The organism is Corynebacterium sp. 401_CJEI, from assembly GCF_001076435.1.
Lineage (GTDB): Bacteria > Actinomycetota > Actinomycetes > Mycobacteriales > Mycobacteriaceae > Corynebacterium > Corynebacterium jeikeium_D.
Genome location: NZ_JVIP01000015.1, coordinates 109293 through 123845 on the forward strand (window position 1 = coordinate 109293; position 14553 = coordinate 123845).

General features: G+C 58.9%; 10 protein-coding genes. 5 read left to right on the top strand and 5 right to left on the bottom strand.

The window, feature by feature from the left end; genetic code table 11:
* Positions 1-45: 45 nt before the first annotated feature.
* Positions 46-1206: a DUF3068 domain-containing protein gene (locus ADM64_RS03785; protein WP_048734381.1), complete on the bottom strand. Its 1161-nt coding sequence runs from the start codon at positions 1204-1206 to the stop codon at positions 46-48.
* 196 nt (positions 1207-1402) lie between these two features.
* Here ADM64_RS03785 and ADM64_RS03790 point away from each other — a divergent pair, with 196 nt between their 5' ends.
* Positions 1403-2683, top strand: coding sequence for an acyltransferase family protein (locus ADM64_RS03790; RefSeq protein ID WP_049193188.1), 1281 nt, complete (start codon positions 1403-1405; stop codon positions 2681-2683).
* A gap of 6 nt (positions 2684-2689) precedes the next feature.
* Here the strand turns inward: ADM64_RS03790 and ADM64_RS03795 are convergent, their stop codons facing one another.
* The 3 genes from ADM64_RS03795 to ADM64_RS03805 form a co-directional block, all read right to left on the bottom strand.
* On the bottom strand, positions 2690-6280 hold the full coding sequence (locus ADM64_RS03795; protein ID WP_049193189.1) for an alpha-(1->3)-arabinofuranosyltransferase domain-containing protein: 3591 nt from the start codon (positions 6278-6280) through the stop codon (positions 2690-2692).
* A gap of 29 nt (positions 6281-6309) precedes the next feature.
* Entirely contained in the window at positions 6310-6504 is a 195-nt protein-coding gene (locus tag ADM64_RS03800) for a DUF2613 domain-containing protein (protein ID WP_005510537.1), read from the bottom strand.
* A 196-nt stretch (positions 6505-6700) separates the two neighbouring features.
* A complete protein-coding gene (locus ADM64_RS03805) occupies positions 6701-7180 on the bottom strand; it encodes a universal stress protein (RefSeq protein ID WP_005510532.1) in 480 nt (159 codons plus the stop codon).
* 184 nt (positions 7181-7364) lie between these two features.
* Here ADM64_RS03805 and ADM64_RS03810 point away from each other — a divergent pair, with 184 nt between their 5' ends.
* Genes ADM64_RS03810 through ADM64_RS03820 form a run of 3 tightly spaced genes read left to right on the top strand, consistent with a single transcriptional unit; the run spans position 7365 to position 10560 of the window.
* Positions 7365-8696 (top strand): MFS transporter, encoded by a 1332-nt coding sequence (locus ADM64_RS03810; protein ID WP_049193191.1) that lies wholly within the window; start codon positions 7365-7367, stop codon positions 8694-8696.
* 56 nt (positions 8697-8752) lie between these two features.
* Complete coding sequence (locus ADM64_RS03815; RefSeq protein ID WP_049193192.1) at positions 8753-9922, top strand: sensor histidine kinase; 1170 nt, start codon at positions 8753-8755, stop codon at positions 9920-9922.
* Positions 9919-10560 carry a response regulator transcription factor gene (locus ADM64_RS03820; protein WP_049171755.1) on the top strand — a complete coding sequence of 214 codons (642 nt, stop codon included), beginning with the start codon at positions 9919-9921 and terminating at the stop codon, positions 10558-10560. Before ADM64_RS03815 ends, ADM64_RS03820 begins: the two co-directional genes overlap by 4 nt.
* A 121-nt stretch (positions 10561-10681) precedes the next feature.
* On the opposite strand, the gene ADM64_RS03825 is transcribed toward ADM64_RS03820, so the two are convergent.
* Entirely contained in the window at positions 10682-13072 is a 2391-nt protein-coding gene (locus ADM64_RS03825; RefSeq protein ID WP_049193193.1) for an MMPL family transporter, read from the bottom strand.
* A 253-nt stretch (positions 13073-13325) separates the two neighbouring features.
* Here ADM64_RS03825 and ADM64_RS03830 point away from each other — a divergent pair, with 253 nt between their 5' ends.
* Complete coding sequence (locus ADM64_RS03830; protein WP_049193114.1) at positions 13326-14510, top strand: IS256-like element IS3503 family transposase; 1185 nt, start codon at positions 13326-13328, stop codon at positions 14508-14510.
* Positions 14511-14553: the final 43 nt, after the last annotated feature.

The window sequence follows — 14553 nt, forward strand, 5'->3', positions numbered from 1 at the left end:
AAACTTAGGGTAAGCGAGAGCCTTGAGGCACCGTAGTTTGGCGTCTTAGGCAGACTTACTGCGAACACGGAAGCCAATCACGATGAGAACCAGGCCGAGGATACCGAGGATCCACGGTGCGACAGTGCCACCGATAGTCAGCGACTTACGGGCTTCCTTAGCGCGGTCCATCTGGCGGCCCTTGGAGCCTTCGTCCCACTGAGCGGTGTACTTCATCGCGGTACGGTTCTGCTCCTTGGCCTCCTTTTCGCGGCCAGCCTTGGAAGCAATTTCTTCCGCTTCCTTGTCGTCCTTGGCGTAGAACATGAACATCTCTTCAGTACCGTTGACGATCACGCCAGAGGTCGGCTCGACGCGGACAGTACGGACGTTGGTGTAGTAACGATCCAGCTCGACGTCGTCGTCACCCTCCAGGCCCCACTTGTGAGCCGGGAAGCTCAGGCGCATGGAAGCCAGCGAGGACTTGTCAGCCTCGGTGAGCTTGCGGCCGTCGCGAGTGAAGTGCTCGGTCAGGGACTCGTAGAGGTTCTGCGGCGGAATGGTCATGGAGTACTTGTAGACCTTGACGCCATCCTGAGTTTCCTCACCGACGAAGTCAATCTCGAAGTTACGCATCGCCTGGACGTCGTAGTACGGGTAGGACTTCTTCTCAGCGCCAAACGGGAACTGGTACTGGATGCCCGGACGGGTGAACGTCGGCGGCTTGGTGTCCGAACCACCCTGCGGTGCGTTAATAGCAACGCTGGAGATCGGGTCATCTACCGGGTACGCAGTGCTGCGGTCAACAGTGATGCGGTCGAGGGTCGCATTGATGAGGTTCTTCGGCTCTTCGCGGTCATCGCGCAGCAGAGTGGTACCGACCTGGAGGGTTGCAATCTTGTCGTCAGCCGGCTCCTCAATCTCAACGTGGCGCTTCGACTGCATCGGAGTCTTGTCGTTGATGAAGCAGTGGACCGGGAGATCGCGCTTCTCTTCGTCCGTCTCTGCCTTGCAGCGCGGGTCATTCTTGCGGTTTGGCGTTGGCTCATTCTTGCCCAGCTGGCTGGAGTCCAACAGAGTGCCGTCGCGCACCTCCGTGATGGTATCGCTCACAGTGTCAAGTGGGATGACCCGGAGGCGAGGCACCAGGAAGGTTGGCAGAAGGACGGCAATGACAATCAATGCAGCACCGATGATAATCAGTGCATGTCCGAGAGTTCTCTTCATCAGCGGATAGTCCTTTAACTGTACGTAACTTTCTGCTGCAAAACCTAGCAGGAAGTTAGGAGTTATGTGGTGTGTTTTTTAAAAATAACTTGTCGGGAAAACAAAAGAGTTTTGGAAAAACCGGCCTGAACAGGACTTATTTCATAATAAAATACAAGTGATTTTACTCATTCCGGTATCCGTGTAAGAAAGTACTATGACGTCCAAGGCATATGCGGCAGCGCCAAACGCTGGGCAAGACACAGTGTCGAGCTCTGTGCCGAACTCTACGCCGAACACTGCATCCAGCTCGGGATCCAACACTGCATCGAGCTCTGCCACCACATTCCGCCCAGGCTTCCTGCCTTCGCTGGAGGGCCTGCGAGCTGTGGCTTCGATGGGCATCATCGGCACGCACGTCGCATTCCAGACCGGGCATGATGTGGGAGCCCTGTGGGAGCGCATCCTCGGCCGCTTCGACTTCTTCGTGGCCGTATTCTTCGTGCTGTCCGGATTCCTGTTGTGGCGTTCTCACCGCTCGGGTTACGGCGGAATTCCCCGTCGTAAAGCATTGTCCGATGCCGACGGCGGACGGAAGAAGAGCTGGGCGAAGTACTACAAGAAGCGCGTCGCGCGCATTATGCCCGCGTACTGGGTGCTAGTGCTTATTGTGCTCATCGCACTGCCGGTGGGGCGCGGCGCGGATCTCAAGATTTGGCTAACAAATCTGACGCTGACACAGGTGTATTTCTCCGGCTCGCTGCACGGTGGGTTGACGCACCTGTGGTCGTTGTCGGTGGAGGTCGCGTTCTACATCTCGCTGCCGCTGTTTGCCATTGGGCTTAGCCGGTTGGACCCGCATCGCCAGCAGGGGTGGCGCATAGTGGCGATTTCCCTGCTCGCGATCTTGAGCTTCGGCTGGCCCTACCTGCCACTGCCGTACCCAGAAGGCGTTAACCCACATATTCAGCCGATTGCCTACTTTTCCTGGTTCGCAGCTGGCATGATTCTTGCCGAGCTGGAATCGCTCCAGGGCGTCGATACCGATGCCGCCCGCGCGAAGGTGGAGACCATGCAGCGCTGGGCACGCCGCCGTTCGCTGTGGCTGGCAATCGCCGTTGGTGCGCTGGTTCTGGCTTCCTACCTGGGGCCCGAAGGGCTAGTCGAGCTCACCAACTGGGAATTCACCCGCCGCCTGCTGTGCGGTCTGGTCTTCGGTGCCGCCATCATCGGCCCCTGGACGATAGCGCCGGAGTCTCGCTTCCTCGAACACCCCATCATGCAGGCGCTAGGGCGCTGGTCGTACGGTATCTTCCTCTGGCACGTGGCGATGCTCTCCATTGCATTCCCGCTGCTTGGCGTGAAGCTGTTCACCGGACATCTGCTCAGTGTCACCATTGTCACGGTCGCACTGTCGATTCCGGTGGCCGCCGCCTCCTACGCGCTCGTCGAGGAACCTGCCCGCCGCTTCTTCGCACGCGTCTGGGTCAACCGCTAACGGCTTTTAATCAGCGGTGTTGTCGGTGTCGTCATCAGCACCGCCACCGGAAAGCATCGAGCAGCACGCCACGATCGTCAGCGCCGCCGTCAGCAGTAACTGAAGCGGCCAGCCGGCACCGGCGTAGTCATCCTTTGGCCATGGGTTCGCCGCCAGCACCAAGCCCGCAATCGACATCATCGCAGCAAGCGCCACAATTAGTGCATTTCGCACGTTCAGCCATGGTTTGACGACGTCCCCACGCTTCCGTGCCCAGAAAACCGCACCAAGGGTAGCGGCAACCACCACGAGGGCAACGACCACGCCAGGCCAGCTGGATACCAGGGTCACTGTCGCGGCAGCCGCAATGCCAATAGCCGCCCGCGGCAAGTCATTGCCCAGCGAAGATGCGGGAATCGGGGTGGTGAGAGCGAATCGTCGCCAAGCGAAAGCCAGCCCCACAGCGACCAGTGCGTACACAGCTGCGAGTGCGCCGCCTGCGAGGATTCCAGTACGCCAGGTCTGCTGCGGTGGATAGGTCAGCTCGACTGCACCACCAATTCCAGCCGGAATCGTCCAACCCTGCTGCCAACCAGAGACCGTTACCGGCTTCATGGGGGCACCTCCGACACGAAGCTCGTGGCCAGCATTGACAGAGATTGGCAACCACACGATGCGATCGTGGTCGGCAGCGTCAATAGGATTGTTCAGGTCGATTGGCGTGGCTTTCTGCTGCTCAGCTGACGGTGCGAAGTAGTCAGTCGAGGTGAGCGATACCCAATCGGACTTGGCATCGATGCGCCATGGCCCCGGCGAGAGCTCAATCTCTTCACCACAGGTCAGCCCGCGGTGATCAGAACCGTCACCGCGCTGGAGGCTGGCCCACGGGTCTCCGATGCTGCTGCGGCAGGTATCAGCATCGACCTTCACCTTTACCGGCTTCGGAACGGTGAACAGGCGCACCAGCGTGCCCTCGTGAATCTCCTGGCCAAAGACCCAACGCTGAGCCAGCGACGAGGAATTCGGTACCACCGGGACACGAACCGGCGTGAGGTCCTCCGCTATATCCTCGGCGGAAAGTTCCGCTTCTTCATCGGAATCGGGGTTGCTGGATTCGAATGCGTCGAAGCCAGTGTCCCGCTTTGGAATCACCAGTCCTAGCTCGGAGATAGCAAACCCCACAGGAGCAATCTTTGCTGTGATGAGCACAGATGTGGTCTTGCCGCCGGGCAGCGGAATGCGGGTCGTCTCACCCGGGACCAACTGTACGGAGCTGGAAGCTGTATCGGTCTGGATGCGCAGTTGCGCCGGAACGCGAGCACCGGTCAGGCTGAGCACTGCGTTATCGGTCGGTTCCTTCCACGACAGCTTGACCCACTCAGCCTGACTCTTGCCTGCCAGGGGTTCCCACCAGGTAGAGGTGTCGCCGTCGAGCATTGCGTTGACCGAGTGGTCAGCCGATGCACCACCGACGTTGTATGGCTCAGAGGCCGACGATGAAACCTCAATTGTGGCGCGACCCGTTGCTGTCTGTGTTAGCGGCAGTCCCGCGACGGGGTAGTCCGGAACGAGGTTGCGGACATATGAGTCCTCGTCTTCGGCCAGGATTGCCGACTCCGCTCCGACGACTTCACCATAGTTGCGGCCGCGGCGTGCGGGAGTGTCGGTGACAGTGCCGGCGTTCTTACCGGACAGGATGCGCACCGGGGCATCGGAATCGACCTCATCAAGCCGCGGGAGCACTTCAGGACCACCGGCGACCAGCGGCACCTGTGTAGTGTCCACCAACCGCGGCGAAAGGGCGTGATTGCGCAGATCCTTCGGGCCCGCGCCCCAAATCTGGATAGCGGTATGGCCGTCCTCGTCCGTGAACTCCGCCACCTTTTCCATGGTCGGGGAGTCCTGCAGCGTGGAGGTGATGGCGCGCAGCGAATCGCCCCTCGAGGTAACTCTCAAGTCGTGGCGGACCAGCACATAGCCGATGCCATTGTTGCGCAGGGTGGCATCCAGTGCCGGTACCTCGCGGCCCCGAGTCAGCGAATCGCGCAGACCGTCGAGGCCGCGAATCGCCTCTGGGGGCACTAGTGGCACGGTATCGCGGACGGCCCAAGGCACGTCGGCAAGCGGCTGGAGCGGTTCGTCGCGAGTATTGCCCCATGTCTGATCAGCAAACGGCGATGATGGCACCACCAGCGTGCGGGTGTCCTCGCCCTGCTCATTCAGCCAGTCGGCAGCTTCGTGCCAGTAACCCGGAACCTCGGAAAAACCGCCTGCCGGAGCGAGGCGTGCGCTCCACGTAGGTGCGGTGGCACTGGCGATAACCACCAGAACCAGCATCGATGCGATAGCGCGCGGGTGCTTCTCAGGGTGCAGCCACTGCTGCCAGCCAGTGGCTGCTGAATCGCTCGCCGTCTCGTTCTTGTGCTCGTTCGCCGGCTCTCGCCACGGCCATGGCAGCTGGGCTGTCGCATGAGCGAAGCCGATAACAAGTGGCAGGCGCACAATTGTGTCGAATTTGTGCAGGTTGCGTACTGCTGCGAGCGTGGAATCGAGCACCTCTCGAGCCGATTCCCACACCAGCCCGAATGGCTCCGTCCAGGCCGCCACGATGACAAGCCCGATGAGCAGCATCATCAGCCACATCCGACGCAGCGGCAGTGAGCGCATGACCAAGCCAAGCAGACCAATCGCCGCTACGGCCAGAGTGGCGTAAATGAGAATGGGCTCCGCGACCAGCGCATTTCCGCCCACTCGCTCGAAAGAGACAAACGGGGTCCACGAGGTGGAGCCGCGGAGCGTCTCGCCGAGACTCAACCAACGAGTGGTCACGCCGGAGGACTCAATGTAGTCCGTAAACGGTGGTGAGTACTTGCCCAGCAGCAGTAGTGGCACAATCCACCACATGCTGACCGCTGCACACGCAGCCAGCCAACCGCCGAGCATCGCCCACGCACGCCCGCGGCGAGGCCCCGTAAAAGCGAAGAAGAGCAGCATTAGACCTGCGGGGATGCAAGCCGCCGCTGTACTGACCGCATTGACCGCGCCAGTGCACAGTACCGCTAGACCGGACAGCAATACGGCGCGGGCAGTCGCGCGCCAGGGCAGTTCCTCGCGCCGGGCCGCGACCCGCAGGAGCGGAAGCAGAATCCACGGTGCCAGCGCTACGGGCCAGGTCTCGGACGAAATCGCGCCCAACGTCGTAATCACCCGCGGCGACAACGAGTACAACAACGCCGCCAGTACGCGAGAGGTATGCGTGCCGACGCCTATAGCTTCGGCCACGCGATATGCGCCAGTAAAAGCCAAGCAGAGAGTAAGACTCCACCACAGCGCCTGGATGATCCAGCCGGGCGCTAGGACATCGGGCAGCAAGCTGAACAGCGCGAAGAATGCGCCCTGTGGAAAGAGATAGCCATATGCCTGGTTTTGGAGCTGTCCCAGTGGCATGGTGTCTGACCACATGTTGAGCGAGGCGGACAAAAACCCGATGGGGTCTTCTGTCAGGTCGTGCTTTGTGTCAGCGACAGTCTTGCCGGGGGACTGGATGAATGCCAGCAGGCACAGCAAAACCCACCAAGGTACAAGCACGCGCTTACGCGCTCGAACAAAGGTGGGCATAGCGTTAAAGGAGGGTTAGCGTTAAGGGCTTAACGCTGACCGTACTCGACACCGCCAAGCAGAGCGTCATCGGTGGAAACAGCCTGTGCTTCCGGAATTCGGTCTTCGGTCAGAGCCTGGCCGATGCCGAAGATAGCGGCACCACCGAGAAGGGCGCCAATGAGCGCCGAGGCCAGGGCAGGGCCAACGCTACGACGCTGCTCGGAATCAGTTTCGTATGCCATGTTGAGGACTCCTCGTGTGCATTAAGTCAATACTGTTTATAAAACTACACTCTGTGACATCTGTAAACCAGTGGAACAGCTGGGAATCTCTCCCTGCCTTGAATTTTGGGTGGTTTCAGCGGTCATTGAGTTTTCTTAGTTGAGAGATTAACCCATTTTCTATCAGCTAAGTAAGTTTTTAAAAATTTTCTAGAAATTATTCCTTTTCCCCCGGAACGACAAGGACCGGGCGGCCAGCATTCTTCAGCAACGCGTCAGAGGTCGAGGCGGTAAACAGACCACGCAAACCAGTCACACCGCGAGTGCCGGAGATAATCACGCCCGCATCGAGGTCGTGAGCTGCATCGACGATGGCCGACCAGATAGTAGTTTCGGTCTCTACCAAGTAAGGCTCGGCGACGAAGCCGGCCTCAGCGGCAATCTGCACACCCTCACGGCAAATACGAACAGCCTCGTCGTGTGCCGGATCGCCGTCTTCAGTAGTGGCATCCCAGTCGGGCTGCATCATGCCGGAGGCGCCAGCAGTGCGAGCAGCAGCACGCTGTAGAGGCTCCCAGGCAGTCAGAATGTAGGCCTTCTTAACGCGCAGCAGTTTTCCGGCGTAGGCCAGCGCCCGCTTGGCTTCGTCGGAGCCGTCATAGGCAATGAGCATGGAATCAGAAATCGGTTCAACCATTTTCAGTTCAATCCTTACGTCAGAGATAGCCGAAAGACTGTCAATAGATACAGAAAAAGAGATGTCGCTGTAGTCCAGGATAGGACAACAGCGACATCGAGTACGTCAATCTTTAAAGCTACTCCGAACGAGCGGCTTGAATCAGATAGAGAGTCATTAACAGAAAGCGGTAACGTCCACTGTTATGGCAGCAGAACAAAATCCAGGGCAACCTCAATCAAAAGTTCCTGGGTCCTCGAAGAACGCCATTGCACTCGGCGTCCCCGTCCTTGTCATAGCCGTAATCGTTGCGGCGCTGAACTTGCGACCGAGTATCGCGTCGATCGGTCCGGTGCTCGATCAGCTCCTCTCCGACCTCGGCGCATCCTCCGCCTTTGGTGGTCTGATTACGGCCATTCCGGGGCTCGCGTTTTTCGCGATTGGGTTGTCCGCGGTGTCCGTCGGCAAGCGGATGGGCTTAAGCGGCGCGCTTACACTGTCTGCGACGTTGCTATTTGTCGGCCTTGCGGTGCGCCCGTGGGTGAGCAGCATCTGGCTATTGCTGTTGTTTACTGCGTTATCGGTTGCGGGCATTGCGCTGGGAAATGTGCTGCTACCTGCGTGGATTAAGGTGCACGGTGGTCGCCATACGGTCGTGCTGATGATGCTGTACTCCAGCATGCTCGCCCTCGGCGGTGGACTGGGGCCAGCGACGGCATTTTTGATTAGCGATTCTCCCGAGACATCTGCAGGTGGTATCGAAATGTGGCGCTGGGCGCTTGCCGCATGGGCAATCACCGCCCTGGTGCAGCTCGTCGTGTGGTTGCCGCTGCGTGCACGCATCGGATTCGACTACCCGAAGGCGCCGGTCAGTGCCTCGGCAAGCACACCAATCTGGAAGTCACCGACAGCCATTGCACTGGCAGTTTTCTTCGGCGTGCAGTCGATGAACGCCTACGTGCTCATGGGCTGGATGCCGAAAATGCTTATCGACGCAGGTATCAGCGTAAACATAGCCACTGCAGCGTCCATGATTGTTCAAGGGTTGGGCATCATCGGCGGACTGCTGATGCCGCCGCTGATTGCACGGCTCCGCACCATGTCCTACGTTGCCTTTGTTCTCGGCTGCCTTTTCTTCCTCGGGTATGCGTTGATGATTCTGATCGACCAGCGGGGAGCGGCGGAAACTGGTGTGGGGTATGCGATTGGCGCTGCCTTCCTGCTGGGTGTGGGCGGGTTTTGTTTCCCCATGGCTATCGCGCTGATTCCGGGCCGCACGCGCAGTCACGAGCTGACCGCGCGACTGTCCGGCTTCGTGCAGCCAATCGGCTACGTTTTCTCCGCAGTCGGGCCCCTCCTGGTAGGCGTAGCCGCCGGAACCGCGGAAACATGGACACCGATTCTGGTCGTGCTGCTTGGCACCACGGTGGTGCTAGCAGTGCTTGGGTTGATTGTCGGTCGGCCAACGTACATTGATGACGAACTGGCCGACCGTGGTATCGGCGAAAAGAAGCCGGGACGTATTCAGCTCGACTGAATTTAGGGGAGTTAGCTCCACTGTATTTGGACACGGGCCAACTTAGCTTTGAAACTATGACAAAGAAAAAGAATTTAATCGCGCTGGCCTGGAGTTTTATTCTCGGACTGCTGTTCATTCCGGGATTGATTGTCTCCGCTTTTCTTCTGCCCTGGATTCCGCTCATTGGCCGCGGTGCCGATTGGCTCTCCCGGTGGGCAGCATCGTGGTCCGGCACTCCAATCGCCAACCGCGTGACCAATCGCTGGTTCGACATCCGCAACTTCGTCAACCTGCTCGTGCAGTTGGCCATTGGCTTTGTCACCTTCACAGCGTGGGTCGGCGGCGGGTTCACTGTCGGAGTGCTCTTCGCTGCACCATTCCTGGTTGATGAAGTGCAGTTTTTCAGCTGGACTCTGACTGACCCCACACAGAAAATCGGGGTTGCCTGGGTTTTCTCCATCGTCTTTTTGGTGCTGACCATCGCCATCAACCTCGGTGCTGGCCTGCTGTCCATTTGGCTCTCTCGCGTCATCCTCGCACCATCCAGTGAGGAAGTCAGCCAGTCCCGCGATGTGCTCATCGACTCTTTCTCAGGCGAGCGCCGTCGCATTGAGCGCGAGCTTCACGACGGTCCACAGCAACACCTGACCGCCTTGAAACTCAACATCGCTGCTGCTCGCATGGGTAAGACTGAAGAAGAAGTAGCCGAGGCACTCTCCGCCGCCGACCGCAATGCAACGCAGGCTCTTGCGCAGCTGCGCTCCGTGGTGCTTGGCGTTGCCCCGCCAGTGCTTTTCGAAAATGGCCTAGTCGCAGCAGTAGAGGAATTGGCAGCGCACTCTGGCATGGAGGTTTCTGTTCGTGAGGACGGTGTCTCCGACTTCGGCCCGATTGATGAAACCACAGCGCTGCTCGCTTACCACTGCGCAGCGGAGGGGCTGACCAACGCCACCAAGCATGGCCATGCCGATCGAGCTGATATCACTCTCGCGGTTCAGACTCCGAAGAAGGCGCTCGTGTCCCATCTGGGTACGCTTACGGTCACTGTGCGCGACAATGGCGAAGGCCTGGAAAAACCAACGAGTGCAGACGCTGTAGACGTCGTAAAGCATGACAGTGGAACCGGCATTGCGGGCCTGCGCGAACGGGCGGCAGCGCTCGGTGGAACCGTGGAACTCACCAACGCCGACGGTGGAGCCCAATTGCTGCTGGAACTGCCGATTCGCCAAGGAAGGACGCGATGAAAGTACTGCTGGCAGAGGACTCCGTACTCCTGCGCGAGGGGCTGACCGGCCTGCTGCGGGCACTGGGGCACGAGGTCGTCGCCGTCGGCGATGCAGATCAGCTGCTCGCCACCGCCGAAGAGCAGGCGTTCGATGTCATCGTCACCGATGTCCGGATGCCGCCGAACATGCGTGACGACGGACTGCTCGCGGTCTCCACACTTCGCCAGGTCAACCCCGACCAGCCGGTTGTCGTGCTCAGCCAATACGTGGCGGCCAGCTACCTGGATTGCCTGCTGCAGCATGGTGGCTTTGGGTACTTGCTGAAAGAACGTGTCTCAGATGTCGAGCACTTCGTCGCAGTACTGGAAGAGGTCCGCGGCGGCGGTACCGTGGTCGATCCTGAAGTGGTTTCGACGCTACTGGCCGCAAAGCAGGACGGCATCGCCGAGCTGACTCCACGTGAGCGCGAAGTGCTCGACCTGATGGCGCAGGGGCTCAGTAATAAGGAAATGGAAAAACGCCTGGTACTAACCGCAGGCGCTGTGAGTAAACATGTGGCGAATGTGTTTTTAAAGCTCGGCTTCCAACCGGAAGATAACAACCGTCGTGTCAAAGCAGTGTTGCGGTGGCTGAGATATACCGCGCCATCGACTTAGGCTTTGCCGTTGTCTTTGGTATAAACCGTGCCCGCGCAAAAGCCCCGCACGTAGGCAAAAGCCCCGCACCGACTCCTCCGAAACTGGAGTCGAGGCGGGGCTTATGGCTGTCTAGCTGGTGCTACTTGGCTTCAGTAGCTACCTCAGTTGTAGTGGTCACCTCAGCATTTCCGAACTGCTTATTGAGGTTCTCACCCTCCACATCCACGGATGGGAGGATCTTGTCCAACCAGCGCGGAATCTTCCAGGCGCGCTCGCCGAGCAGGAACATCATGGCCGGGATGAATGTCATGCGGACGATGAAGGCATCGAAGAGAACTGCGGCTGCCAGGGCAAAGCCCATGACCTTAATGAACGGTTCATCCATCAGGATGAAGGCGGCGAACACCGAAATCATAATCAGTGCCGCAGCGGTGACCACGCGAGCACCGTGTTTGAAACCGTTGGACGTTGCATTAGCAGCTGTCTTGCCGTGCGCCCAGCCCTCACGCATACGGGTAACCAGGAACACCTGGTAGTCCATGGCCAGGCCGAAGACGATACCAATCAGCATGATCGGCAGGAAGGAAATCAGCGGCTGCGGGTCATCGATGATGCCCAGGGCGCCCTCCTGCCACAGAGCCACCGTGACACCAAAGGTTGCGGCCACAGACAGTGCGAAGCCGAGAGCTGCCACCAGTGGTACCCAGATGGAGCGGAAGACGAGCATCAACAGCAGGAAGGCCAGGACCAGCACGATGCCGATGTAGGGCAACAGCACGTCGGAAAGCCGCTGCGAGATGTCCTCGTACATGGGCGAAACACCGGTGATGGAGTAGCGGGCGCCCGTGTCCTCGTTGTACTTGTCCTCTGTATCGCGGATGGACTGCAGCAGGTCAGCAGCGCGGTCATCGGTCGCGCTGTACGCCGGGGTGATTAGAACCTGGGCGGCATCACCGAGATCGCTCGGATCCTGCGGATTGCCATTGGTGGCGATGACCTGAGCATTTACCACACCATCGACGCTCTGCAGCTCCGTCAGGGCAGACATCATGGCGTTCTGCTTTTCCGGTGCGGCGAGATCCTTGTAGTCCACCAGCGCAATCATCGGGGAGTTGCGGCCGGGGCCGAAAGCGTCTTCGGTCATTTCGTAGGCCGTGCGGTTAGGAGTGCCCTTGGCCATCATGCCGTCAGAAGGCATGGCCAAACGGAGGTTGGTAGCCGGGATGGCCAGCAGGATTAGGACAACTGCCGTGCCCAGGACGAACGCCAGCGGACGCTTACGCACGATGCGGACCCACTTCAGGCCCATGGTCGGGGTGTCGTTCTCCGGGTCCGGTGCCTTCACAAATGGCGCGCGACCGGCGAAAACCTTGGTGCCGAACAGGCCGAGAATAGCCGGCAGCAACGTGATGGCAACGAGCACCGCCATAGCGACGGTAAATGCTGCGGCCAGCGCCATTGCGGTCAGGAACGGGATGTTGATGATCGACAGTGCCGCAAGAGCAATCAGCACGGTGAGGCCTGCGAATACCACTGCGGAACCAGCCTTGCCGACGGCCAGGCCCGCCAGATGTGCACGCTCCTCGCGTGGGATCTTCTTTAGTTCAGCAGCCAGTTCCTTCGGCTCAAGGTTCGAGCCATCGACGTGTGCAACCAGCTCGTTGCGGAAGCGAGCCACGATAAACAGCGCGTAGTCGATGCCGACAGCCAAGCCAATCATCGACGCCAGCGTCGGTGTCATGGTGGAGATGGTGTCGGTGAAAGCGGTGGCAGCGAAGATTCCCGCCATGCCAATTCCCAGGCCGATGACAGCCGACAGCAGCGGCAGTCCAGCGGCGACGAAGCTTCCGAAGGCAACAATGAGCACGATTGCGGCCACGATGATGCCGATAATTTCCGCAGTGGCGGAAATCTCGCTCATTTGGAACGCGTTACCGGACCAGGCGACGTTTAAATCGCCCTTGTGCTTTTCGACGGTTTCCGTGAACGCATCCCGGACTCCACTTTCGATATCCATGCTGGTCGTAGCATCGAAAGTCACGGAAATGGTGCCGGTGGTCTTATCGGCACTCAGTGGGGAGACGGCCTCCAAGTTCGAATTGATCTGCTCCTCGGGGAATCCCTGAGCTTGCATTGCCGGGATGGCCTGCTGCTTCATCCCCTCAGCCGCCATCATGGGCGGGACAATTTCTTCGGTCTTCGTCAGCCCTTCGGTGCTCCGCATTGCGGCGACGAGCTCATCGACCTCGCCTGCAACAGCTGGATCCTCGAGGGTCTTGCCTTCTGGAGCTTGAATGACCACGGTGCCCGTGGGTGCGCTCAGCTGATCTTCATCGGTGGCAAAGCGCTGCTGAATCTCTTCTTGAGTTTCAACTGACTCAAGGCCGGGAAAGGTGAAGTTCTCAGACGTGCCGCTGTACAGCGTTGCCGTCGCGGTACCCATGCCTGCGATGAGTAGCAGCCATACAATCAGGAAACGCCAGCGGTGAAGATAAGCGGATCTACCGATTTTGTACAAAAAGGAAGCCATAGCAGTAACACTTACATAATTTCAGAAGTAGTTTCTAATGGGTTTGTGCTGTGCAAGAGTGTTACTCGGATGTGCTAATCGGAGTTGTTTGGTTGTTGTGGGGGTTAAGTAAAGAAAAGTGTGTCCGCATGCCACCATAACCCCAGACCACACACCACAAATCACCAAAGAATAGCTCCCCGAAAGCTATTACCCACACCATCCCGCACCTCCGGCCACATTTGTGCTAACCGCACACCGGTTGGATTAAAGGATGACCACCAACCGCCCCAGCTGCCCACTATGCGGCAACAACACAAAGAAAAACGGCACCACCAGCAAATCAACCACCCGTTGGCGCTGCACCCACTGCGGACACTCCTTTACCCGCAACACCCAAACCCACAACAAAAACACCGCCACCATGGCTTTGTTCATCCAATGGGCCACCGGCACCCAATCTCTAACCACCTTCGCCGCACACCATGGCGTAACCAGGCAAACCATGCACCACCGATTCCGATGGTGCTGGTGGATCATCCCCACACCCACCATCGACTCATTCCGCATCCATGACCAAATCTTCCTCGACGCGACCTATCTAAAGTCCGGATGCCTCCTGATCGCAGCCAGTAAAACCCACGTCATCAACTGGACCTGGGCCAGACACGAAACCACCGCCGCCTACACCGAACTCCTACGCCCCATTGCCGCACCACTAATCGCAGTCACAGACGGCGGACAAGGTGCCCAATCAGCCATCCACCACTGCTGGCCAACAACACGCATCCAACGCTGCCTCGTCCACGCCCAACGAACAGTCTGCCGCCACACCACCAGCAACCCCCGCACCGATGCCGGCAAAACCCTCTACCGCCTAGCCCTGAAACTCACTCGCATCACCGACCTTGACCAAGCATCCACATGGGTCGCCCACCTGCACGAATTCGACCACACCTACCGGGAATGGATGAACGAGAAAACCACCATCAAAGACCCCGTTACCGGCGCCTACACCAAGGTCTACACCCACCAACGCGTCCGAGCGGCCTATCAATCATTGCTATCTCTGCACCGCAGAGACCTGCTGTTTACCTACCTGCAACCCCCACCAACAACCATCGACCCCGACAACCTTGCAGCAACAACAAACAGCCTCGAAGGTGGCATCAACGCCCCCATAAAAGAACTAGCCCGCAGACACCGCGGACTATCACTACCGCATCAACGCACAGTGATGGATTGGTGGCTGTATCTACATACAGAAGTCCCTGACGATCCGGTCAAGATCGCCAGGGACCAACGATGGGGTCAAGACGCACTTTCCACAGCAACAGACCTGATCACCCACAACACCACAGCCACTACCAATGACATCGGTGCACCAGCAGAATACGACACCGCCATCGACACCAGCTACCAACACAACCTCGGCATCCAAAAAGGCTGGATCAAATAACCGCAACACGCCCGGAAAAGACACACTTTTCTTTACTTAACCC